This window comes from Gilvimarinus algae (genome assembly GCF_030518215.1).
Lineage (GTDB): Bacteria > Pseudomonadota > Gammaproteobacteria > Pseudomonadales > Cellvibrionaceae > Gilvimarinus > Gilvimarinus algae.
In genome coordinates this window covers 103,690-127,442 of record NZ_JAULRT010000047.1, presented here as the reverse complement: position 1 = coordinate 127,442, position 23,753 = coordinate 103,690, and the positions used below count along the sequence as shown (strand labels likewise).

The 23,753-nt window shown below is 57.1% G+C and carries 19 protein-coding genes; 8 read left to right on the top strand and 11 right to left on the bottom strand.

From position 1 onward, the window contains the following. Nucleotides 1-25 precede the first annotated feature (25 nt). From QWI16_RS06910 to QWI16_RS06870, 9 genes are all read right to left on the bottom strand, one after another. Complete coding sequence (locus QWI16_RS06910) at nucleotides 26-388, bottom strand: Na+/H+ antiporter subunit G (RefSeq protein ID WP_302712054.1); 363 nt, start codon at nucleotides 386-388, stop codon at nucleotides 26-28. Nucleotides 389-395: 7 nt separating this feature from the next. Then, nucleotides 396-665, bottom strand: coding sequence for a K+/H+ antiporter subunit F (locus tag QWI16_RS06905; protein ID WP_302712053.1), 270 nt, complete (start codon nucleotides 663-665; stop codon nucleotides 396-398). Continuing rightward, nucleotides 650-1,162 carry a Na+/H+ antiporter subunit E gene (locus tag QWI16_RS06900; protein WP_302712052.1) on the bottom strand — a complete coding sequence of 171 codons (513 nt, stop codon included), beginning with the start codon at nucleotides 1,160-1,162 and terminating at the stop codon, nucleotides 650-652. The genes QWI16_RS06905 and QWI16_RS06900 overlap by 16 nt, the downstream gene beginning before the upstream one ends. After that, complete coding sequence (locus tag QWI16_RS06895) at nucleotides 1,155-2,678, bottom strand: monovalent cation/H+ antiporter subunit D (protein ID WP_302712051.1); 1,524 nt, start codon at nucleotides 2,676-2,678, stop codon at nucleotides 1,155-1,157. Before QWI16_RS06895 ends, QWI16_RS06900 begins: the two co-directional genes overlap by 8 nt. Further along, nucleotides 2,675-3,016, bottom strand: coding sequence for a Na+/H+ antiporter subunit C (locus QWI16_RS06890; protein ID WP_302712050.1), 342 nt, complete (start codon nucleotides 3,014-3,016; stop codon nucleotides 2,675-2,677). The genes QWI16_RS06895 and QWI16_RS06890 overlap by 4 nt, the downstream gene beginning before the upstream one ends. Beyond that, nucleotides 3,016-5,853, bottom strand: coding sequence for a monovalent cation/H+ antiporter subunit A (locus QWI16_RS06885; RefSeq protein WP_302712049.1), 2,838 nt, complete (start codon nucleotides 5,851-5,853; stop codon nucleotides 3,016-3,018). Before QWI16_RS06885 ends, QWI16_RS06890 begins: the two co-directional genes overlap by 1 nt. Before the next feature lie 329 nt (nucleotides 5,854-6,182). Further along, nucleotides 6,183-6,767 (bottom strand): DUF3833 domain-containing protein, encoded by a 585-nt coding sequence (locus tag QWI16_RS06880; RefSeq protein WP_370659919.1) that lies wholly within the window; start codon nucleotides 6,765-6,767, stop codon nucleotides 6,183-6,185. 30 nt (nucleotides 6,768-6,797) lie between these two features. Next, the gene (locus QWI16_RS06875; protein ID WP_302712048.1) at nucleotides 6,798-7,820 is read right to left on the bottom strand and encodes a phospholipase A; all 1,023 of its coding nucleotides are present in this window, start codon (nucleotides 7,818-7,820) and stop codon (nucleotides 6,798-6,800) included. 77 nt (nucleotides 7,821-7,897) lie between these two features. Further along, on the bottom strand, nucleotides 7,898-8,845 hold the full coding sequence (locus QWI16_RS06870; protein ID WP_302712047.1) for a hypothetical protein: 948 nt from the start codon (nucleotides 8,843-8,845) through the stop codon (nucleotides 7,898-7,900). A 435-nt stretch (nucleotides 8,846-9,280) separates the two neighbouring features. Here QWI16_RS06870 and QWI16_RS06865 point away from each other — a divergent pair, with 435 nt between their 5' ends. From QWI16_RS06865 to QWI16_RS06855, 3 genes are read left to right on the top strand one after another with little or no spacing between them, the layout of a single operon-like run. Continuing rightward, nucleotides 9,281-10,492: an efflux RND transporter periplasmic adaptor subunit gene (locus QWI16_RS06865; RefSeq protein ID WP_302712046.1), complete on the top strand. Its 1,212-nt coding sequence runs from the start codon at nucleotides 9,281-9,283 to the stop codon at nucleotides 10,490-10,492. Then, a complete protein-coding gene (locus QWI16_RS06860; protein WP_302712045.1) occupies nucleotides 10,492-13,671 on the top strand; it encodes an efflux RND transporter permease subunit in 3,180 nt (1,059 codons plus the stop codon). The genes QWI16_RS06865 and QWI16_RS06860 overlap by 1 nt, the downstream gene beginning before the upstream one ends. A gap of 14 nt (nucleotides 13,672-13,685) precedes the next feature. Continuing rightward, the gene (locus QWI16_RS06855) at nucleotides 13,686-14,222 is read left to right on the top strand and encodes an NADPH-dependent FMN reductase (protein WP_302712044.1); all 537 of its coding nucleotides are present in this window, start codon (nucleotides 13,686-13,688) and stop codon (nucleotides 14,220-14,222) included. Between the two features lie 29 nt (nucleotides 14,223-14,251). On the opposite strand, the gene QWI16_RS06850 is transcribed toward QWI16_RS06855, so the two are convergent. Next, nucleotides 14,252-15,172, bottom strand: a complete 921-nt coding sequence (locus QWI16_RS06850) for a response regulator transcription factor (protein ID WP_302712043.1) — start codon at nucleotides 15,170-15,172, stop codon at nucleotides 14,252-14,254. Beyond that, nucleotides 15,156-18,524 (bottom strand): hybrid sensor histidine kinase/response regulator, encoded by a 3,369-nt coding sequence (locus tag QWI16_RS06845; RefSeq protein ID WP_302712042.1) that lies wholly within the window; start codon nucleotides 18,522-18,524, stop codon nucleotides 15,156-15,158. The genes QWI16_RS06850 and QWI16_RS06845 overlap by 17 nt, the downstream gene beginning before the upstream one ends. Nucleotides 18,525-18,947: 423 nt before the next feature. On the opposite strand from QWI16_RS06845, the gene urtA reads away from it, so the two are divergent. From urtA to urtE, 5 genes are all read left to right on the top strand, one after another. Beyond that, nucleotides 18,948-20,126 (top strand): urea ABC transporter substrate-binding protein, encoded by a 1,179-nt coding sequence (urtA, locus tag QWI16_RS06840; protein WP_302712165.1) that lies wholly within the window; start codon nucleotides 18,948-18,950, stop codon nucleotides 20,124-20,126. 84 nt (nucleotides 20,127-20,210) lie between these two features. Next, a complete protein-coding gene (gene urtB / locus QWI16_RS06835) occupies nucleotides 20,211-21,137 on the top strand; it encodes an urea ABC transporter permease subunit UrtB (RefSeq protein ID WP_302712041.1) in 927 nt (308 codons plus the stop codon). A 12-nt stretch (nucleotides 21,138-21,149) separates the two neighbouring features. Further along, nucleotides 21,150-22,307, top strand: a complete 1,158-nt coding sequence (gene urtC / locus QWI16_RS06830; RefSeq protein ID WP_302712040.1) for an urea ABC transporter permease subunit UrtC — start codon at nucleotides 21,150-21,152, stop codon at nucleotides 22,305-22,307. Continuing rightward, complete coding sequence (urtD, locus tag QWI16_RS06825) at nucleotides 22,294-23,043, top strand: urea ABC transporter ATP-binding protein UrtD (protein ID WP_302712039.1); 750 nt, start codon at nucleotides 22,294-22,296, stop codon at nucleotides 23,041-23,043. The genes urtC and urtD overlap by 14 nt, the downstream gene beginning before the upstream one ends. Before the next feature lie 10 nt (nucleotides 23,044-23,053). After that, complete coding sequence (urtE, locus tag QWI16_RS06820) at nucleotides 23,054-23,743, top strand: urea ABC transporter ATP-binding subunit UrtE (protein WP_302712038.1); 690 nt, start codon at nucleotides 23,054-23,056, stop codon at nucleotides 23,741-23,743. The last annotated feature ends 10 nt before the right edge of the window (nucleotides 23,744-23,753 follow it).

Sequence of the window (23,753 nt, the reverse complement as noted above, 5' to 3'; positions counted from 1 at the left end):
CAGTATTCTGCTCCGGCAATCCCAATCAGTTAGTATCCACCGAATCTTTCCCGCCGTCATTTCCCCAGGGCACGTTCTTGGTTCGCACTTCACAGGGCAGCTGTCGGTGCAGTGCCGCTTTACCCACGATGTGGGCGCTGACCGGGGCGGTGATAAAGAGGAAGAGGGCGATGAGTAGTTCGTGGAGGCTGAGTTCGTGTTCGCCGGCGGTGAAGAAGATGATAGAGCCTATGACCATGCCGCCTACGCCCAGGGTGGTGGCTTTGGTGGGGCCGTGCAGGCGCATAAAGAAGTCCTGCAGGCGGGCGAGCCCGAGGGAGCCTACCAAAGCGAAGCAGGCGCCGAGGAGCAGGAACAGGGAGATAACGACTTCGGTTGCAAAACTCATGGTTGCCTCACTCAATAATGTCGCCGCGCAGCAGGTATTTGGACAGGGCGACGGTGCCGACAAAGCCCATGACCGCGATCAGTAACGCGCCTTCAAAGTACAGGGTGCTTTTTTCGTGCATGCCGAACACGATCAGCATGGCGATGGAGTTGATGTACATGGTGTCCAGCGCGAGTATGCGGTCGGTCATGGTGGGGCCGATGCACAGACGCCACAGGTTGAGCACCAGCGCTACGCCGATAATAAACATGGTGATTTGGATTACGGATTGGAGCATTCGAAAATCTCCTTTAACGGCTGTTCGTAGCGCTGCTTGATGCCCGCGATGGCCTGGTCAATGTCGTCAACGTTGAGCCCGTGTACCAGCAGGTAGCCCTCTTCCATCTGCAGATCGACCGTTACCGTGCCCGGCGTGAGCGAGATGGTGTTGGCCAGCAGGGTGATGGTGAAGTCCTGCTTTAAATCCAGCGGAATACGCATAAATGCGGGGCTTAATTTTTGTCGCGGGCCTATAATCAAAATGGCGACTTGCACATTGGCAATCAGAATATCCCACAACACCAGCAGCAAAAACCGCAGCGCCAGCAGCGGCCTGTTGAGTACCATGGACTGGGGCCAGAACGACTGGGTAAAAAAGGGTATCGCCCAGGCGAGCAGAAAGCCTAGCACCCAGTGGCCGGGGGCGATGGTGTTGTTCATTAGCAGCCACAGGCCCAGCATAAACGCGCTGAGCAGCTTGTGGGGAAAGAGTTTTTTGCCGGCAAGACTACTCATGATGCACCCCCGGAATGGCTTGGTGACTGAGCACCGCCTGGGTATAAATGTCTGGATTTTTCAATTGTTGTGCGAGCGCATCGGTGTAGGCGACGACGGCATTACCGCCGAATGACAACACCAGCGAGAGCGCCAGCATGGTAATCACCGCCAGCAGCGCGCCACGGTCGGCTTTGTCGACCTTGGCCACGCGGTTTTCGGTGCGCCAGAAAATGGTGCTGCCGCTGCGACTGAGCGCGGTAATGGTGACAAAGCCCGCTGCCAGCAACATAAACCAGAGCCAGAAGGTGCGCTCGTCGGTGGTGGCTGCTTGCATGAGCATGACTTTACCGATAAAGCCCGACAGGGGCGGCATACCAATCACTGCGGCGGCGGCGATAAAAAACAGCGCCCCCAGTTTCACTGGCTGGCGCAGGGCGGGACCGGTAATAATGCGGTCGGAGGTGGCGCCGCGCTGGCGCACAATAATGTCAGCCAGCAAAAACAGCGCGCTGCACACCCAGGTGGAATGAATGAGGTAGTACATGGTGGCACTCAGCGCTTGCTCGGTATTGAGCGCGATACCGGCGAGCATGGTGCCTACCGATACCACCACCAGGTAGGCAATTTGCAAGCGTAACTCGCGCGCGGCCAAGGCACCGGCCACACCAAAGCCCAGGGTGATCAGTGACAGCGGCCAGAGCCAGGGCTCGGCCAGGTTGGCCACCGCGCCGCCGGTATCGCCAAACACCAGGGTGTACATGCGGATAATCGAGTAGACACCGATTTTGGTCATAATGCAGAACATGGCCGCCACCGGCGCCGAGGCGGAGGCATAGGCGCGCGGCAGCCAGAAATACAGCGGCACCATGGCCGCTTTCAGGCCAAACACCACCAGCAACAGCAGGGCGGCGGCGTTCATCAGCGGGGCTTCCTCGGCCGTAGTTTGCGCGACCTTGTTGGCCATGTCCGCCATATTCAGTGTGCCGGTTAACCCGTACAAGAGCGCGGCGGCAATGAGGAACAAGCTCGAGCCCACCAGATTGAGCAGCACATAGTGCAGGCCCGATTTAATCCGCGCCGCGCCGCCGCCGTGCAGCAGCAGGGTGTAGGAGGAAATCAACAGCACTTCAAAGAACACAAACAGGTTGAACAGGTCGCCGGTCAAAAAAGCGCCGTTCACGCCCATCAGCAAAAAGTGGAGCACACTGTGCAGGCTGTCGGCGGGTTTGTCGTTGCCGCGCACCGCGTACCAGAGGCTGAAAAACGCCAGTACCACGGTCACAAACACCATCAGCGCACTGAGCCGGTCCAGTACCAGCACGATGCCAAACGGCGGCGCCCAGTTGCCCAGGGCATAGACGGTAATGGTGCTGCCAGCGGCGCTCGCCAGCAGCGCTGTGGCCACACCCAGTTGCGCGATGATGCTTAAAAAGCTGATGCTGCGCTGAACCCGCAGCGGGCGGCCGGTGCCGAGCAGCAGTAAAATGGCGGTCAGTAGCGGCAGTAAGACCGGCGCGATAATCAGGTGATTCACGGTTTAACGTCCTCCACCTTGATACGCCCATCGACATGGTCGTTACCCAGTTCGGCGCGGGCGCGCAGTGCCAGTACCATGACAAAGGCGGTCATGGCAAAGCTGATCACAATCGCGGTCAGCACCAGGGCCTGGGGCAGTGGGTCGGTATAGCCTTCGCCGACGCCGATGATGGTGCTCTGGCCTGGGTTCAAACGGCCAGAGACAAAGATAAACAGGTTGACGGCGTAGGTGAGCAGCGTCAGGCCCAAAATAATGGGGAAGGTGCGTCCGCGCAGCAACAGGTACACCCCGCAGCTGGTGAGTACAGCAATCACCACGGCTACCAGAACTTCCATCAGTTTTCTCCTCTGGTCACTTCGGTGTTTTTATAAACTTTGCTGGTGGCTGGGCGCGGCGAGTGGCTGGTTTGCGCCAGCTTACCCAGGTGGGCCAGGATCAGCATAGTGGCGCCTACCACGGTAACGTAGACGCCGGTATCAAAGGCCATGGCCGAGGCCAGCTCAAAATCGCCCACCACCGGCCAGTGAATATGGCTGAAGGTCGAGGTTAAGAACGGATAGCCGAAGAACCAGCTGCCCACGCCGGTGAGCGCGGCGATCAGCACCCCGGATACTGCCACCCGGCGATACTTCCACCTGAGGCGCTCTTGCATCCAGCCGGTGCCCGAGGCGACGTACTGCAGAATCAGCGCGACGCTGGTTACCAGGCCCGCAATAAAGCCGCCGCCCGGTGCGTTGTGGCCGCGCAAAAAGATGTACACCGACACCATCAGCGCCAGGGGCAAGAGAATCCGCGCCATCACCGCCAAAATGGGCGGGTGAGGCTCTTTGTCCCACCGGCGGCCCTCGCCATCGGCTTGGGGGAGCGGCAGGTGCAAGCCATTGAGCATGGCGTAAATGCCCACCGCTGCCACCGCCAAAACGGTGATTTCGCCGAAGGTATCAAAGCCCCTGAAGTCCACCAGAATCACATTGACGATATTGGCACCGCCACCGCCGGAGACACTGTTGGCCACATAAAACTCCGACAGGGTTTCATAGGGGCGGGTAATCATGGCGAAGGTGATCAGGCCCATGCCGATACCGGCCGCCGCGGCCAGGGCGATATCTCGGGTGACGCGCTTGGCGCCCGACTCGTTGGGTGTGATTTGCGGCAGGAAATACAGCGCCAGTATCAGCAGGACAATAGTGACCACTTCTACCGAAATTTGCGTCAGCGCCAAGTCCGGCGCTGAGTAGCGCACAAAAATCAGCGAGACCACCAGCCCCACCACACTCATTAACAAGAGCGCGGCAAAGCGATTGTGGTGCAGCAGTACCGTACCCAGCGCACCCACGATCAGGATGATGGCGGCCAGGAGGCTTACAGGCTCAATGTCCGACACGCCCAGGGTGCCCTGAAACTGCGTCATGGGGTAGAGGGCGTAGGCGATGACCACCACGGCAGCGCCGATCAACAGGGCCATGTAACGCTGCAGCGAGTTGTTCTGTACAAAATCGGTAAACAGTTGGGCAACGCGCACGGACAGTTGCACCCGCGATTCGAACACAATTTTCTCATCGTGGCGGAATTTGCGCTCGTAAAAGGCAAACAGGCCCGAGCGCTGGGTGTACATAATCACCCCGCCCACGGTCGCGACAATGCTCATTATCAGGGGCAGGTTAAAGCCATGCCAGATGGCGATGTGGTAATCGGGCTTGTTCTCGCCCAGTACCGCCAGGCTCGCCGCATCGAGAAACGGCGCCACGGTAAAGTTGGGCAGTATCCCCACCAGCAGGCACAGGGCCACCAGAATTTCCACCGGCACAATCATATAGCGCGGTGGTTCGTGGGGTGGGTATTTGGGCAGGTCGATGGGCTCGCCGTTAAAGAACACATCGTGAATAAAGCGCACCGAGTAAGCCACCGAGAAGACCCCGGCGAGGGTCGCCATTAACGGGAAGATCCAGCTGAACATGCCCATGGATTCAATGTGCAGGGCCTCGGAGAAAAACATCTCCTTGCTCAAAAAGCCGTTCAGCAGCGGCACGCCCGCCATGGCCAGGGCTGCCACCATGGCCAGCAGCGCGGTGTGCGGCATGTACTTCCACATGCCGTTGATTTTGCGCATGTCCCGGGTGCCGGTTTCATGGTCGATGATCCCGGCGGCCATAAACAGCGAGGCCTTAAAGGTGGCGTGGTTGATGATATGGAAAATCGCCGCCACCACCGCCAGTTGTGTGCCAAAGCCCAGCAGCATGGTGATCAGGCCCAGGTGGCTGATGGTGGAATAGGCCAGAAGGCCTTTCAGGTCATGTTTAAAGAGGGCGTTGTAGGCGCCGAACAGCAGTGTCGCCATGCCGGTAAAAGTGACGATGTAAAACCAGCCGTCGGTGCCCGCCAGCGCCGGGTGCATGCGCGCGAGCAGAAATACCCCGGCTTTTACCATGGTGGCCGAGTGCAGGTAGGCCGAGACCGGCGTGGGGGCACTCATGGCGTGGGGCAGCCAGAACTGGAAGGGGAACTGGGCCGATTTGGTAAAGGCGCCCAGCAGCACCAGTACCAGAATGACCGGGTAGCTCGGGTCGGCCTTGATCTGCTCGGCGGCGGCGAAAATAGCCCCCAGTTCAAAGCTGCCGACAATGCGCTCGATCAACAGGGCGCCGGCCAGCAGGCACAAGCCGCCCGCGCCGGTGACAGCCAGCGCCATGCGCGCGCCTTTGCGGGCATCGGTCTGCCCTGACCAGTAGCCGATTAACAGGAAGGACACCAGCGAGGTGATTTCCCAAAACACAATAAGCAGGAGCAGGTTGTTGGACAGCACTATGCCTAGCATGGCCATCATAAATAGCTGCAGCAGGGCGTAGAGTTTGCTCAGTGAGTCGCGCTGGGACAGGTAATAGCGGGCGTAGAGAATCACCAACAGGCCGATGCCGACGATGAGCAGCGCGAACATCAGCCCCAGGCCGTCCAGCCTCAGGCTGAGGTCCAAGCCGATAGCGGGCAGCCAGGGCAGGTAGGTGTAATCCACCATGCCGTTGAACACGCTCGGGGCGCTGCCGATCAGCAGCCCCAGCGCGCACAGCGGGCCAATGGCCGCCGAGTAAGCGCAGAGGGTGCGGCCAAACCGCTCGGTAAAAAAAGGCAGTAGTGCGCCCACCATGGGCAGCAGGATAATACTCAGTAGTGTCATGGTGTGGTAACACCCCGGTTGCCGGACCCGCCTTAGCGCGGGTCGCGTTCGTTAGTCTTGTTATCGCTCAGGTGCAAGTCAGGGAATGCTCAGGCAGCGACCAGCCCGGGCAGAGCAGGGCCCGGTGGATCCATGTAGAAAGGTTGGTAATAACGTGCAACGCCGCACGCGAAGGGCGCGCGGCCCGTCTTAGAGACGGTGGGGGCTGGTCGCGGCTGTGGTGGAACTAATCGCGAAAAGGCCATAAAACGTGCAATTCCCTGAAGTCTGTTCAGCGCCTGTGACTTTATACACAAACTCAGGGTTAAGTGCCAGTCGAGCGCCCCGCCCTAGCGCTTCTCAATCACCAGTTGGATGCTGCCGACTCTAAAGCCCCACTTGCGCAGAATCGACTGATTGATCACCACTTCTGGAGAGACCCGCCACATCCAGTCGTCAACGTCGAGCGCCAGCTTGTCGTCTTTGTAGTCAATTTCCAGAGTGTAGTTGAGGTTGAGCGCGTTGCCGGCCACTTTGCCCCGGCCTGTGCCCAGCACATCGCCGGCGGTGGCATCAAAGGTCGTCTCAGAGGTGGGGGTGAGCGTCCAGGTGCGCCACTGAATTTCACCGTCATCAAAGACAAAGCGCTCTTTCAGTGTGCCCACGCCGTCGTTCCAGGAGGCGTCGATGGTGGCATTAAAATGCCGGGTAACCTTGCCCGAGCGGTCTTTCACCACCCCGTGCGCGGTGAGATCACCCTGAAAAAACTCCTCCGGGGCAAAGGCCGGCTCGCGGCCGGTGTAGTCGCTGATGTCCGGGCTGGCGCAACCTGTGAGGGTGCAGGCGAGCCCCAGGGTCAGCAGCGCATAGCACAGGGGGCTTAAAAGGGCTGGGAGGCGGCACAGGCGCGCGGTCAGTTGAGTTGCGAGTAGCACAGCGATTCTCCGTGAGGCCGAACGCGGGGCTCAGAACAGATCGGTGAACACCACACCCAGCCCGATGGACTGTGTGTCTTCGTTGTAATCGATCAAGCTCGCGCCATAGCCATCAAAATATTGAATAAAGCCCCGCACCGTAGAGCTGACGGGGAATGACCAACTGAGTTCCAGGGCGCCGCGGCTTGAGAAGGGTCGGCGCGTCATGAAACTCAGTATGTGATGATTACGTGTGTAGGCGCCGGTCAGTTCATAGTGACCGTAGTAATCGGCAATGTCGGGGTTGTCGTCTTTGTCGCTGTCTTCCGGCAGTCGGTACCAGGGGGTGAGGGCGAGCGCGAGGTTTCCGCGCTCGAAGATGCTGGTGAACTTGATGCGGTTCCAGCTGCGCGACAGGCTGCCGGCCTGGCCGTTTGACTGGTGGGCGAGGCTCACCTGATTAATCACATTGCGAAAGCCGAACAGCTCCCAGTCGTTGTCCACCGAGACAATCAGCTCGGGCTCGTGATTGGTTTCGCGAAACGGCCGCGAGATGTCCGTATTGTACGCCTGCCAATAGGAATGGTTGGTGTAGGCCACATAGAGGTTGCCGTTGTTGTGAAACAAGTCCTGGGCGATAAGAACCTTAAGGCTAATTTGAAACTCAATCTCGGTGTTTTGCAGCGAGACGTCCTCACCGTAGGCCTCATCAAAGGGCGCTTCATTGGGCCGGTCGGTATACACCGCCGGCAGAATATAGTTGCGGTGGTGGGGGGTGAGTAAAAACCGGTTGGAGCGGTTCAGTGCTTCCATCTCACGCCGGGTTTGCAGGGCGTTTTCCTGGGCTTGCTCGCGCGCCTCGCTGCGGGTTGCTCCCGCTTCGGCTGCCAGCATCTGTCGGCAGGTATGGCGCAGCTCGGCCAGTGTCATCTCGCCGTCTGCCGTGTTCACCATGTGGCTCAAGCAGGCCTGGTAAGACGCCCGCGCGTGTTCGGGAACCTCGCCGGCGTTCTCGGCGAGCGATAGCTGAGCGGCAACAATGGCGGGTAGCGCCATTAGGGCAGTGGGTTTCATAGGGCATCCCCGAAGACAGCAGGCCCTGCTATTGTGCCCGAGGCGGGAGTGAGTGGGTAGGGCCGACTGTTAAGTGCTTAATGCTTCGTGCTGACCAGCCACTGGTCCATATCGGCGTCGTGCCACTCGCTGATCAAGTCGATGCCGTTGTCGACAATCGACAAGTAGATGTCGATGATATCCGTGGCCAGGTTGTAGATGCGGTTGCTGTCGGCGTGAATGGCGCCTTCGTGCAGAATGTCGGTTTCCACCATATTGAGAAGAAACATCAGTTTGAGCTCGTAGCTCTTAAGCTGGCTCAACAGACCAATGTCCTGCTCCAGAATGCCCTCCAGCCGTTTGATCTGGTGGCGCAGCTTTTCGTTGTTCACCCGTGTGCACTGGATAACATAGCGCAGCTTGCTGTCGTGGTGAGCATCGAGAAACCCGGCGGCAGCGGCGTAGGTGCCGAGCGCGCGAATCCGACCAATCTGCTCCACCACGGCGGGCAGCAGGCGGGTGGTAAAGTGCAGCACCTCAAGGTGCTTGAAGCGGCTGGGATAGCTGCCCGACTCGTTGGCGTTGCTTTGGTCCCCGAGAAATTCCTGAATCGGCTGTTCCAGTTCGCGGGAAAGACTCGCGAGCATGGCCAGCGATTGTTCAATAAGGTGGCAGTGCAGCTCGTAGTTGTCGATTACCGAGTCTTCCTGCCAGTCGCGGCTAATGGTGACCCAGGCGCTTTTCAGATTTTGCTGATCGCGTTCAGTGAGTAGTGCATCGCTGGCTCCGGCCATGGCCTGGAGCAGCAGTATGCGCCGCTCCAGCTGCATCTGCAGCTGGTTAAATTCTTCGCGAAACAGGTCGTTGCCGCCGAGCAAGCCCATGCTCATACCGCGGTGGCGCTGGGCAGCTTTAATGGTGCGGTTGAGCTGGCGGATTAGGTTGAGCGCATCCTGACGGCGGCGGTAGACAGCGTAGTACCGTTGATAGGCACCGCTTTCCGTGTTTTCAGTTGGTGCAGTGTGTGCGCTTATTTGCCCGTTCATGGTGCTAGCTCATACATCTCCGAGATGGTATTAGTGGCGTGAATGGCCGGAAACTGGTAAAAAATGCCTTCTTCTGGTGCAAAGGCCCGGCCTTTCAAAATGATCCAGCCTTCCCTGAGGCTTGTTGAGCAACTGCTATGCCAATTAACGGATTACTCTCTAGCGGTTGCCGAGAATGAGTGCCACTGCAACTATTTTCTGCATTGCGGCGTCTATGCCAGCCTAAGGCTCGTCGCGGTATGAACAAATGCGGGGCAGTGCTGCGGCGGGCGCCTTGAAATAGAACATTTCTGGACTCTGCAGTAACAGTCAGCGACCAGTGAGCGTATGATATCGGGCGAGCTCAATGGGGCGCGACCGCCCACTGTATTTCGCACGGAGGTGTCTTTACACCCGCCGTCGTCTCGCACCTAAATGGACAGGAGAGAAACATCCATGCAAACCCCAGGCTTTTTGGGCAGAAACATTCGCTGGCTGATGCCACTGCTGATTATCGTGGCCGCTGTCGCGGTGCTGATCCTTATGATGGCGCTGCGCGGGGCCCCGCCGGAAAAGCCGCCGGAAAAGCACTCTGCGCTGGTTGAAATCAGTACAGTACAGATGCAGCCGCTGCAATTAACTGTGAAGTCCCAAGGGTTGGTGACTCCCAAGTACACCACCAATCTGGTGGCCCAGGTCAGTGGTGAAGTCGTTTCTCTGTCCGAGGCCTTTGTGCGCGGTGGAATCGCGCAAAAAGGCGAGGTGCTGGCGACCATCGATCCTACCAACTACGAAGTGGCTGTAGAAAATGCCAGGGCGAGCCTTGCCAGCGCCGAGGCAGCACTGGAGCTCGAACAGGCGCAAGGCGAAGTGGCCAGAGTCGAGTGGGAAGATATCAACGACCGGCCCGCACCGGCGCTGGGGTTGCGCAAGCCGCAGCTGGAGCAAGCTAAAGCGCAGGTCACGGCGGCGCGCGCCGCACTCAAGCAGGCGCAAAAGGATCTCGACCGCACCCGCATCGTCGCGCCCTACACGGCGCTGGTGGCCGAGCGCGGCGTCAGCCTGGGTACTTTTGTCAATGTGGGCGCGCAGCTCGGTCAGGTGCTGGATGTCAGCACGGCCGAAATTCGCCTGCCCATCGCCAGCAGCGAGCTGCAATATTTGCCCGGTGACGGCGTGGGCACGCCGGTGATCTTGCACTCGGACAAAAACGGTGAGCCGCAGACCTGGGAGGCAAGCATTGTGCGCACCGAAGGCGTGATCGACGCCGACACCCGCATGCGCTATCTGGTGGCAAAAGTCACCGACCCCTATCACCTCGCGAGCGGTGATACCGATGCCGCCGATTTGGCCTTTGGCAGCTACGTGGTGGCCCAGCTTCAGGGCGTTGAATTGGACAGCGCCGTGCAGGTGCCGCGTTATCTGGTTAAAGAGGGCAAAGTGGCTCTGTACAAAGACGCCAAGCTGGCGTTTACCGAGGTGGAGGTGATCCGCAACAACGGCGGTGAAAGTGTGATCGTTGGCGGTGTGCAAAGCGGCGATCAGCTGATCACCACCTCACTGGAGTTTCCTGTGGAAGGCATGGATTTGCAGCTGCGCGGCGAGGTGCTTGATCGGGCCGATGCGCAGCCAGAGGCGGATGAGCAGCCCGGCGCGGGAGAAGAGTAATGGAATCGGTTGACGATACACGCAAAGGCATTATCGCCTGGTTTGCCCGCAACAGTGTGGCCGCCAATTTGTTGATGGTGGTCATTGTGCTGGTTGGCTTGTACAGCGCGCTCACCCTGCAAAAGCAGATGTTCCCGCAAATCGAGATCAACTGGATCAATATCAATATTACCTATCGCGGTGCGGCGCCGCAGGACGTCGAGGAAGCCATCACGGTCAAGCTCGAGGAGGCACTGGCCTCGGTGCAAGGTATCAAGCGGCTGATTACCCGTTCCAACCGCGGCAGCGCCAGTGCCAGCATTGAGGTGATGGATGAGTACGATGCACAGGAGGTGCTCGACGAAGTCAAAACCGCGGTGGACTCCATTTCCAGTTTTCCGGACGGGATGGAGCGCCCGCGGGTCAGTCGCGTCAAGTACCGCCAGGAAGTCATGTACGTGTCGCTCTACGGCGACTTGAACAACTTCGATTTAAAACGCATGGGCGAGGAGATTTACAGCGAACTGCGCTCTCTGCCCGACATCAGCATTGTCGACTACTACAGCGGCTCCAACTATGAAATTGCCATTGAAGTCAGCCGCGACAAACTCTATGAGTACGGCCTGACCTTCGAGGGCATTGCCCAGGCGGTGCGCAACTGGTCCACCAATCAGTCGGCCGGACAAATCCGCGCGCAGGACGGTTTTATTTCCGTGCGGGTGGAAAACCAGGCCTACATTGGTGAGGAGTTTGAACGCCTGCCACTGCGCACACTGGAAGACGGCACCACCATTCTTCTTGGGGATGTGGCCAGCGTCAACGATGGTTTTGAAGAGGGCATAAACTACACCAAGCTCAACGGCCACAATGCTGTCACGTTTTTTGTCGGCGCCACTAAGGACCAGAGCATTACCGATGTGTCCCAAACCGTTAAAGACTATATCGCCGAGCGCAACCAGTCTTTGCCCGCCGGCGTGCATTTGGCGCCCTGGGTGGATTTGACCTACTACCTCAACGGCCGTTTGAATATGATGCTCAGCAACATGTTCTGGGGCGGCTTGCTGGTGTTCGGCATTCTCGCGTTGTTCCTGCGCATCAAGCTCGCCATGTGGGTCATGCTCGGCCTGCCCGTGAGTTTTCTCGGTGCCATGATGCTGCTGCCCATGAGTTGGGTGGATGTGACCATCAATGTGGGGAGTTTGTTTGCGTTTATTATGGTGCTGGGGGTGGTGGTTGACGATGCCATTGTTATCGGCGAGAGCGTGCACTCGGAAATTGAGGAAAAGGGTCAGAGCATTGACAACGTCATTCGCGGCGCGCAAAAGGTGGCTACTCCTGCCACCTTTGGGGTATTGACCACCTGCGCCGCCTTTATGCCCATGGTGTTGGAGTCCGGCCCCAATTCGGCCTTCCCGCACGCCATCGGTTATGTGGTGGTGCTCTGCCTGCTGTTTTCGCTGGTGGAATCCAAGCTGATTTTGCCTGCGCACCTGGCGCACATGAAGCCGGTCTCGCCCAACTCGAAGGGGCGTATCGACCGTTTGCAGACGGCCATCGGTAATCGCCTGCAGCGCTTTATTGATAATCAGTACACCCCCGGTCTTCAGTGGGCCCTGAATTATCGCTATGTGATCATGGCTCTGTTCACAGCGGCTATTTTGATCACCGTGGGCATGTTTGCCGCCGGCTTCTTGAAGTTTGTGGGTACCCCCAAGGTGCCGCACGACTTTGCGGTTGTGGATATTGAGATGAACGCCAGCACGCCGGAGCAAGACACTCTGAAGGCGTTGCTCGCTATCGAAAGCATGATCAACGCGGTGGAAAGCGATATCCAAAACGAGTTCGACCGCCCGATGATCGAAAAGCTGTTTGTCTCCATGCAGTCGCGCACCGAGGCGGAAATTCAGGCCAAGCTCGTCGACCCCGAACAGCGCCCCATGGATACCTTTGACCTGTCGGCTCGCTGGCGGGAAAAAATGCCCGAGATCAGTGGCCTGAAAAGTCTCTCGGTGATCGACAGTGTGCAGATGTCAGATGGCACCAACGACGGCGATGTGAGCTTCAGGGTAATTGGCACTGACCTTGGACAGTTGCGCCAGGCCGCCGCGGATATTCGCGAGGCCATGGGCAAAATGGATGGGGTCTACGAAATTCAGGACAGTGAGCAGCAAGGGGTCAAAGAGGCGCGCTTTTCTCTTAAACCTGTGGCATACAGCCTGGGCCTGACCACCGCCGATGTGGCCAACCAGGCTTCGGCCAGTCTCTACGGTATAGAGGCACAGAGGATCGTGCGCGATAGCGAGGAAATTCGCGTGATGGTGCGCTACCCCGAAACCGAACGCAATGTGCTCGGCGCCGTGGATGAGGTACTGATCAACACGCCCACCGGCGGCAAGGTGCCGTTGAAAGAAGTGGCCGATATTACCCTCGTGGACGGCGTGAACCAGATTTACCGCGAGGACGGCAACCGCACGATCACCGTCTGGGCGACGCTGGATTTTGCCAAGACCCAACCTTTGACTGTGGCCGGCGCGCTGGAAGATACGGTGTTTAAGGACATTGAGCAGCGCTACCCGCAAGTGAGCCTGGAAGAGTCGGGAAACCTGAAAGAGGAGCGTGAAACCTTTACCAGCTTTTTCGTCAATATCCTTTTGATCCTGATCATGATTTACGTGCTCCTGGCGCTGCCGCTGCGCTCCTACACCCAGCCGTTGATGATTATGTCGGTGATTCCGTTTGGCATCATCGGCGCCATTTGGGGCCATGTGATCATGGGGTATGATTTCAGCAGCCTGTCGCTGTTTGGCATTTTCGCGGCCATTGGCGTGGTGGTAAACGACTCGCTGGTGTTGGTGGATTTTGTCAATGGCGCGCGCGAGCGCGGCGAAACCCTGCACAATGCGGTTATCCAGGCGGGTCGCCGGCGGTTCCGCGCGGTGATACTCACTTCGTTGACCACCTTTATTGGGTTGTTGCCGATTATGTTTGAAAGCTCCTTGCAGGCAAAAATCGTAATCCCCATGGCGGTGTCCTTGGCCTTTGGTGTGCTCTTTGCTACTTTTGTTACCCTGCTGTTGGTGCCTTGCCTGTATTTGGTGATGCACGATTTTGGTTACGGTATGCGCAAGTCTAAACAATGGTTTTTGCCGTACCATGGTGCTCACCGGGGCGTGGATCACGGCTCGCAGAAAACCAGTTGAATGGAGGAGATGGTATGAAAGTACTCGCGATCAGCGGCAGTTTGCGCAAAGACTCACTGAATACGTCATTGGCAAAGGCGGCGCTTGCTCTGCTGCCGGACTCGGTTGAGACTGAAGTGGCCGAGATCGGTGACCTGCCGCTTTACAATCAGGACATTGACGGCGATGACAAACCCGAAGCTGTTGTGCGCCTGAAAAACGCCATCGCCGAGGCCGATGCGCTGATCATCGCCACGCCCGAGTACAATTACGGCGTCCCCGGACCATTAAAAAATGCGCTCGACTGGGTATCTCGCCCGGCGTACAAATCGGTATTGGCCCACAAGCCGACTTTGCTGCTGAGCGCCTCGATGAGCCCCATGGGTGGGGTACGGGCGCAGGGACAAATGAAGCAGGTGTTGGCCGGTACGTTGACCCCGGTGTTCTGCGCCCCGGAGTTTGCCGTGCCCAGCGCACAAAACAAATTTTCCGGCGGAGAGCTGACCGACAGCGATACTCGTCAGAGACTAGAGCGGCTTGTTACTGACTTTCAGGCCTGGGTCGGTCGGTAATTCTGGCCAGCCCTCGGGTAACCCGCCCGCTAGTAGGTCCGCTCGGCCAGTGCCCGAATGGCCATGGCCGCAGCGGAGGTGCGGTTTTCCACTCCGAGCTTTTTGAAAATTTGTTCAAGATGCTTGTTCACTGTTCGCGGACTCATTTCCAGAATCTGGCCAATTTCCCGATTGGTCTTGCCGTTGGCAATCCACAGCAGCACATCCGCCTCGCGACTGGTGAGGCTAAAGGCTTGACGTAACAGGTCCGTGTGGTTTTCCGCATTGGGCGTATCGGTCAGGCGCAGCAGGTACTCTTTGTTGTCCACCAGCGCCAAAAACTCTACGGTCAGTGATTCTTCCATCTGCTCTAGGCTGAGCTTATGGCCGGGCTGGGGTTGATGCTCCAGCCAGCGCTGCAGGGTGTGGGCGAGCTGGGGTAGGCTTGGCGAGTCGGAAGGCATCAGCTTGCTCAGCAGCTGATGCACCCTCGGTGTGGCCCAGAGAATACCGCCGGCGGCATTGACGGCAAACAGCGTTTGCCCGGCCGCGTCCAACGCCTGGCGCGCGCTTTTGGTCATGCGCGCATTGGTCAGGTGAACCTGCATACGCGCAATCAACTCGGAGGCGTTAATGGGTTTGGTGACATAGTCGACACCGCCGCACTTGAGACCCATGACCACGTGCTCGGTATCGCTCAGGCCCGTCATAAAAATAATCGGCACATCGATCAGCTTGGGGTTTTCTTTCAGCGCCCGGCAGCATTCAAAGCCGTCCATGTTGGGCATTATCGCGTCCATCAGCACAATGTCGGGGGTAATGTTGCGGGTAATGGTGACAGCCTGGCTGCCTTCGAGTGCGACCAGCACGGTCATGCCGGCCTCCTCCAGCACGTCGCTGATCATGCGAATGCTGTCGATCGAGTCATCAACGACGAGTACGACCTGTTTCTCGCTACTGAGCGGGTTCATTGCGGTTGTCCTGAAGCAGTGTGATGAGGGATTCAAACTGAAAATTCGAGGCTTTGGCATAGGCCTGCTCGTAGAAGGCGCGGCTGCATAGCTCTTCGGCCATCAAGCTGTTGAGCAGTTGAACCAGCGCGCTTTTGTGACCAATCAAAGCCAGCTTGCGCAGTTGCTGCACTGCATTGTCCGGTGGCAGCTCAAAGATGCCTGGGCGCTGCTTTTCCGGTTGGCTAATGACTTTTGCCGGTGTGTACTGCCACTGAATATTCAGCAGTTGACCGATCTTTTCCAGCAGCACAGCGAGTTGTACCGGTTTGACGATGTAGGCATTGTGCAGTGGTGGGTCCGGCTCTTCGGGGTGGTTTTCCCGAGCGTCGGCAGAGACCATCATCAGCGGGCAATCAATGCCGCCTGCGCGCATTTGGCTGGCGATTTCCCAGCCGGACAGGCCGGGCATGGAAATGTCCAGCATGACCAGGTCCGGGTTGCTTTGACGCGCCCGATCCAGAGCGGTCAGGGAGTTGTCGACCGTGATCACTGTAAAGTCCAGCGGCGTCAGCACCGCCTCAATCAGCTGCCTGTGGCTGGCCTCGTCGTCCACCGCCAAAATGGTTTTGCGCGGACCGAGGTAGCCGTGGATTTGCCGGTTTTCCTTGTGAGCCGGTCTCGGGGAACTGCTGCTCGACAGCATAAGCGCGACGCGAAACTGGCTGCCCTGGCCTGGGTTGCTTTGCACGGCGATATCGCCGCCCATAATGTCGGTCAGCAAGCGGGTAATGGTGAGCCCCAGGCCGGTTCCCGATATGGTACTGCCGGGGCGCTTGACCCGCTCAAAAGGCTGGAAGATCCGCTCAACGTCTTCCCTTGCAATTCCCTCGCCCGTGTCGGTAATGGTGAATTCCGCTACTTGGCTACGGTAGCGAACGTGAAAGCGTATGTGACCTTTTTCGGTGTACTTAATCGCGTTAGACAAGATGTTGATTAGAATCTGGCGCAGGCGCTTTTCGTCGGTTTTGACAAACTCGGGCAGGCTGGTCTCTTGCACGTAGTTAAAATTCAACCCCTTGGCCTCCGCCTGAAGGCGGAACATGTACACCAATTGATCCAGCAGCTGGGGGAGGCGCACCTGTTCCATGTGCAAATCGAGGCGCCCGGCTTCGATTTTGGAAATATCCAGCAGCCCTTCAATCAAGTCTCCCAGGTGTTCACCGCTGCGGCGAATCACCGAAATAGCGTCACGTCTGGCCGGCGGTATGCTCGGGTCTGCTTCCAGCAGTTGGGCGTAGCCGAGCACAGCATTGAGCGGCGAGCGCAGCTCGTGACTGATACCCGTCAAGTAGCGGCTTTTGGCAAGGTTGGCGGCTTCGGCCGCTTCCTTGGCTCGCTGCAGCTCGCGGTCGGTCTGTTCGTGAGCGAGAATCTCCTCTGTCAGCAGCCGGGTCTGACGCTGCGTCTCTTCCTGAGCCACCACACGGCTCTCGTGGGCGAGCACAAACAGCCAGCTGACGATACCGGTGATGATCACCAACAAAAAAAACACTTTCCAGAGCGTTGCCGCCGTCGCCGGAGTGGCGGACTGAAAGTACACCAGTGACAACAGCAGTGCTGAAAAGCCGTTGATGACGGTCAACAGACCGAGAAAGTGGCCGATGCGGGAGTTGATGTTGGGTACCAACCAAGCGGGCAGAAAGCGGTTGCCAAACGTCTTTACCTGGGCCCAGTAACCGGCGCCCGGTTTGCAGTAGTCGCCGCAGCGTGCGTCCAGCGAGCAGCACAGCGAGCAGATATTACCGGCGTAGGCGGGGCAATGACTCATGTCTTCGCGTTCGAACCGCAACTCGCAAATGCAGCAGGTTGCCGTGCGGTGCGAGGGATCGTCGTAGATCACATCACTGGCAATCACCTCGCGCGCCAGATAGTAGCGCCCACCGGTGAGCCAGGCGATTAACGGGGCGGCGATCAGCGCCGCCGCCAGGCAAATAAAGTGGGTGAGGGCGCGGGCCTGATCACCGAGAATGCCGGAGTAGCACGCCATGCCAATCAAGGCGGCGATGATCATACCGCCGCACCCTACCGGGTTGATGTCGAACAAATGCGAGCGCTTGAACTCAATGTGTTTCGGCGACAGGCCGAGGGGTTTATTGATCACCAGGTCGGCCACCAAACAGCCGAGCCAGGCCACGGCGACGATCGCATAAAAGCCGAGGGTTTGCTCCAGGGCCTGGTAAACGCCGAGCTCCATTAACAACAGGGCAATGCCCACGTTGAACACCAGCCAGACGACCCGGCCGGGGTGAGAGTGCGTCAGGCGAGAAAAAAAGTTGGACCAGGCAATGGAGCCGGCATAGGCGTTGGTGACATTAATTTTCAGCTGACAGAGGACGACAAAAATACCGGCGACCGCCAGGGCGACGGCAGGCGTTTGGGTAATATAGCCAAACGCCACCATATACATGCGGGTAGGATCGGCCGCGTGCTCCGGTGTTATGCCGTGGCTCAGTGCCAGCACCGCGAGAAACGAACCGGCCAGCATTTTAATGGCGCCAATCACAATCCAACCAGGGCCGGCGGCCATGGCGCAGGCCCACCAGCGCTTTTTATTGGCGGGTGTCGGCTCGGGCATAAACCGCAAAAAGTCGACCTGCTCACCAATTTGGGCGATCAAAGAAAACATCACGGCTGAGGCGGCGCCAAAGAGCATGATGTCGAGCTGCGAGTCCTTTTGCGCTGAGCCGGTGAACGCCGTCCAGTCTTTGACGGCGCTTGCATCGGCATAAATGATGAACACAAAAGGCGTGAGCTGCAAAATAAGCCATAGCGGTTGGCTCCAGAGCTGGAAACGGCTGATAAAGGTAATGCCGTAGACCACCAGAGGAATGACCAGCACGGCGCTGATAAAATAGCCAATCGCCAGAGGGATGCCAAAGAGCAGCTCCAGCGCCATGGCCATGATGGCCGCTTCCAGGGCAAAGAAAATAAAGGTGAAGGACGCGTAGATCAGTGAGGTAATGGTCGAGCCGATATAGCCAAACCCAGCGCCTCGCGTTAGCAGATCGATATCTACACCATACTTTGCCGCGTAGTAGCTGATGGGCATACCAGTGAGAAAAATAATCACGCTGACGGCGGCGATCGCGGCCATGGCGTTCACAAAACCGTAGTGCAGAGTCACGGTCGCGCCTATGGCTTCGAGAGCGAGAAAGGATATGGCGCCGAGCGCGGTAATGGCGACTCTTGTGACGCTCCAGCGTCTGGCACTTTTAGCGGTAAAGCGCAGGGCGTAATCTTCCAGCGTTTGGTTGGCCACCCACTGGTTATAATTTCGCCGCACGCGAAAGATGTGCTGCTTAGCCGTCATGTTTGATGATCAACTCCCCATAAAACCCGCGCTTGCATGAGTCTGATTTGGTGCGCTGTTTCAGATCTCGAGCGTTTTTGGTGCGCCCGGTACGATCCGTCAACCCGCAAGACCCACAGAAGCCGGTTTCCATGTGGAGGCCAATCTTTGTTAGTCAAAAGCCGTACCAGTACGGCGTCTGACCTTACGCATTTGCCGCGCCGGGCTGTATGCGTCAAATGACGTAGGCCCATGGTGTGTTTGGCGAATTGGCCCGGCGGTGTGCTTTCCCGAGAATGGATCACAGACACACAGCTGTCTGAATCTGGCAAACACACACGAGGAAAGATCATGGCTACGATGAGAAACGCAAGGCCCTCCGGTCTTGGGAGTAAACTGCCGGTGCTGGTCAAAGCTCTGGCTGGCGCCGTGGCCGGTGCCACTATGGCATTGTCGGCCGCGGTTCACGCCGCGCCTTCAACGGCGGAGGTGAACACCACCAACCTGGCGGTGACGGATGATAAGGTCACCGTGGGCATTTTGCACTCGGTCACTGGCACCATGGCCATCAGTGAAACCGGCTCGGTGCAGGCGGAAAAGCTCGCCATTGAACAGATCAACGCCATGGGCGGTGTACTCGGCCGGCAAATTGAATACATTCAGGAAGACGGTGCCAGCGATTGGCCGACCTTTGCTGAAAAATCCCGCAAGCTACTGGTGAATGACAAGGTGGCGGCAGTGTTTGGCTGCTGGACCTCTGCATCGCGCAAGGCAGTACTGCCGGTTTTCGAGCAGTACAACGGTATGCTTTACTATCCGACCTTCTACGAGGGGCTGGAGCAGTCGCCCAACGTGATCTACACCGGTCAAGAGGCTACTCAACAGATTTTGGCGGGTATTGACTGGGTGGTGAAAACCAAGGGAGCCAAGTCGTTCTACCTGTTGGGCTCTGACTACATTTGGCCACGCACTTCCAACAAAATCGCTCGCAAGCACATTGAGAAGCTGGGCCTTAAAGTGGTTGGGGAAGATTACTACCCCCTCGGCCATACGCAGTTCAACTCGATCATCAATAAATTCAAGCTGAAAAAGCCTGATGTCATCTTTGCGTCTGTGGTCGGTGGTTCCAACGTTGCTTTCTACAAGCAGTTGAAAGCGGCCGGTATCGACATGACCAAAGAGAAACCTTTGGTGCTGACCATCTCCGTGACCGAAGATGAAATTCTCGGTATTGGTGGTGAGAACATTGAGGGCGCCTACGCTTCCATGAAGTACTTCCAGAGTCTGACCAATGACAACAACAAAGCCTTTGTCAAAGCGTTTAAAGAGCGCTGGGGTGATGACATTGTGATTGGTGACGTGACGCAGGCTGCCTATCTTGGCCCCTGGCTGTGGAAAGCAGCGGTGGAGAAAGCCGGCTCTTTTGATATCGACAAGGTTCGCGAAGCCTCGCCCGGTATTGAGTTGACCAGCGCACCTGAAGGCTACGTGAAGATTCACCCGAACCATCACCTCTGGTCAAAGACTCGCATCGGCAATGCCAAGACCGATGGTCAGTATGAAATCGTCTACGAAACTCCGGAGCTGATTGAGCCGGACCCCTTCCCCGAAGGTTATCAGTAAGACCGGAGCTGGCTCTTCTTCCGAAGAGCCAGCCTACCGATGAGCAGGAAGAATTCTACGATTTTCAGCACGAGGGTTTGAGCGATGTTCGCCGATTATTCCACCTCTGAATTAATGTCTATATTTGCCATGCAGGGTTTTGCCGGTCTGATCCTGTTTTCGGTATTTGTGCTTATGGCACTGGGGTTGGCCATTATTTTTGGTCAGATGGGTGTTATTAATATGGCGCACGGCGAGTTTATGATCCTCGGCGCGTACATTACGTATTTGACGTCCAACATCTTTGCCGACCATATGCCCCAATTGTTCGGCTCTTACTTTTTTATCGCCATGGCGCTGGCGTTTGTCGCCGCCGGGGCCCTGGGAATGCTGGTGGAGTGGGCCCTGATTCGCCATCTCTATCACCGTCCATTGGACACCTTATTAGCGACTTGGGGGCTGAGTTTGATTCTCCAGCAGCTGTACCGGACCATTTTCGGCGCCCGCGAGGTGGGGGTGACCTTGCCCGATTGGTTGATGGGGTCGATCCAGTTGACCGATGTGATCGAAGTACCCATCAATGGCATCTTCGTGATGAGCCTGGCCATTGGTATTTCGGTAACTGTTGCTGCTCTTATGTACCGTTCGCGCTGGGGTATACAGGTGCGCTCGGTGGTGCAAAACCGACCCATGGCAGGCGCCGTTGGTATCAACACAGCCAAGGTGGACCGTCTGACGTTTGGTCTTGGCTGCGGCATCGCGGGCGTTGCCGGCAGTGCCTTTACCATGATCGGTTCTACCGGTCCGACCTCCGGTCAATTGTATATTGTCGATACCTTCCTGGTGGTGGTTTTTGGCGGTGCGCAGAGTCTGCTGGGTACCATTGCCTCGGCGTTTACGATTTCCCAGGCTCAGTCCAGCATGGAGTTTTTCCTCAGTGGTTCCATGTCCAAGGTGCTCACGCTTCTGTTTGTAGTTTTCATCCTGATGTTGCGGCCTCAGGGGCTCTTCTCACTCAAAGTGCGCCGCTAGGAGGAACGAATCATGTCTTACACCGGTCTTCGATCTTTGCTACCGAAAAACGACCTGCTCAGCTTTGGCGTGCTCGCCTTGCTCTTGGTGGTGATACTGCCGCTGAGCCTGGACATTTTCCGTCTCAACCTTATCGGCAAGTATTTGACCTATGCCTTCGTCGCCCTGGGGCTGGTCTTGTGCTGGGGGTATGGCGGTATTTTGAGCCTGGGGCAGGGAGTGTTTTTTGGTCTTGGCGGCTACGCCATGGCCATGTTTCTTAAGCTGGAAGCCTCATCGCCAGAAAACACAGCCATTCAGTCCACACCGGGTATCCCGGATTTTATGGACTGGAACCAGCTCACTGAGTTGCCGTGGTTCTGGGAGCCCTTCCACAGTCTGGGCTTTACCATTATTGCGATTGTGCTGGTGCCCTCGGTATTTGCCTACATCATCGGTGTAGCCATGTTCAAACGCCGGGTAGGTGGCGTGTACTTTGCGATCATTACCCAGGCGGTGGCTGCGATTCTCACCATTTTAATTATTGGCCAGCAAGGCTACACCGGTGGTGTGAACGGCATTACCGATCTGCGCACGCTCAATGGCTGGGATATTCGCACCGATGGTGCCAAGTACTTCTTCTATTTTCTCTGCGTGTTTCTGCTGTTTGTCTGCTTGCTGATCGCGCAGTTTGTGCGCAAAAGCAAATTGGGTCGGCTTTTGGTGGCCATGCGAGAAATGGAAGATCGGGTACGCTTTTCAGGCTACGACGTATCCAACTTCAAGATCTTTGTCTTTTGCCTGGGGTCTGCCTTTGCCGCCATCGGTGGTGCCATGTTTACCCTTCAGGTTGGTTTTATGTCGCCCACTTTTGTGGGCATTGTGCCGTCCATTGAGATGGTGATTTTCTGCGCGGTCGGTGGTCGCCTGTCCATCATTGGCGCGGTCTACGGCACCTTGGTGGTGAATTGGGCCAAAACTTCCTTTTCGGAAAGTTTTCCCGAGTTGTGGTTGTTCGCCATGGGAGCGCTGTTTATCGCTGTGGTCATGGCCTTCCCCAACGGCTTGGCCGGGCTTTACAAAAAATACGGCGAGCCTCTGCTGCTGCGGGTTATCGATAAAGTAAAAGCCGGGCGCGGTGGCCTCGGCGGGGATCTGAACTCAAAGGGGGTGGTCCATGAGCGCCAGTAATACTGACTTTGTGCTTGCCGTAGAAGGGCTAACCGTGTCATTTGATGGTTTCAAGGCGGTGAATGATCTCAGCTTTTACGTCGATAAGAATGAGATTCGAGTCATTGTCGGGCCAAACGGCGCCGGTAAGACGACGGTTCTCGATTTGATCTGTGGCCGGACCAAGGCCACCGAGGGTTCGATACGGTTTCGCAATAGAGAATTGACCAAGATGAAGGAGCATCAAATCGTTCGCGCTGGGGTGGGCCGGAAATTTCAAACCCCGTCTATTTACGGTGACTTGACGGTTTTTGAAAATCTCGAAATTTCCTTCCCGAGAGGGCGATCCGTATTTGGCGCGCTGGCGTTCAAGCGTGACGAGGAGGTGATGACGCGGGTGAGCGAAATCGCCGACATGATCTTTCTCAGCGAGCTTCTGGGCACCCGGGCAGATCTTCTCAGTCATGGTCAGAAGCAATGGCTCGAGATTGGCATGTTGCTGATTCAGGACCCTGAATTGCTGATGCTGGACGAACCTGTGGCGGGCATGTCGGTGTCTGAGCGCCGGCAAACTGCCGAGCTATTGCGTCGTATCACCAAGGACCGCTCGGTGATTGTGATTGAGCACGATATGCAGTTTGTGGCAGAGATCGCCGATAAAGTGACTGTGCTTCATCAGGGTAAAATTCTGGCAGAGGGCTCAGCCGAAGAGGTCAAGAAAAATCCCAAAGTGATAGAAGTGTATCTCGGGCATTGAGGAGAAAGCGATGTTAAGCGTATCGAATTACCACGTCAGCTACGGCCAGAGTGAAATTATTCACGGCATGAATTTCTCCGTTGCGCCCAATGAAATTGTCGCCATTATGGGACGCAATGGCATGGGTAAAACCACTCTGATGAAGTCTCTGATGGGCGTTATACCCAGCCAGTCGGGCAGCGTCACCCTAGAGGGTAAAGAAGTTTCCAATTTCAAAAGTTATCAGAGGGTCGAGTCCGGGTTCGGCTTTGTGCCGCAGGGGCGGATGATTTTTTCCAGCATGACTGTCAAGGAAAACATTGAGACAGGGTTGACCACCACCAAAAGGCGCAGTGTGCCGAAAGACCTTTATGATCTTTTTCCCGTGCTACTGGAAATGCGCAATCGGCGTGGGGGCAACCTGTCTGGTGGACAGCAGCAACAGCTCGCCATTGCCAGGGCCCTTGCCAGCGACCCCAAGATGTTGTTGCTTGACGAGCCGACTGAAGGCATTCAGCCATCGATCATTCGCGATATGGCAAAAACCCTTAAGGAGATTCGCGATCAGCGTGGCTTGTCCATTGTCGTTTCCGAGCAGGTGCTTAGCTTTGCCTTGGATATTGCCGATCGCATTCTAGTGATTGAAAAAGGCGAGATCGTCCATGAAGAACTCCGCTCCAACGTGGATGAAGCGAAGATCGCCTCTTACCTCTCTGTCTAACCCAAACAAA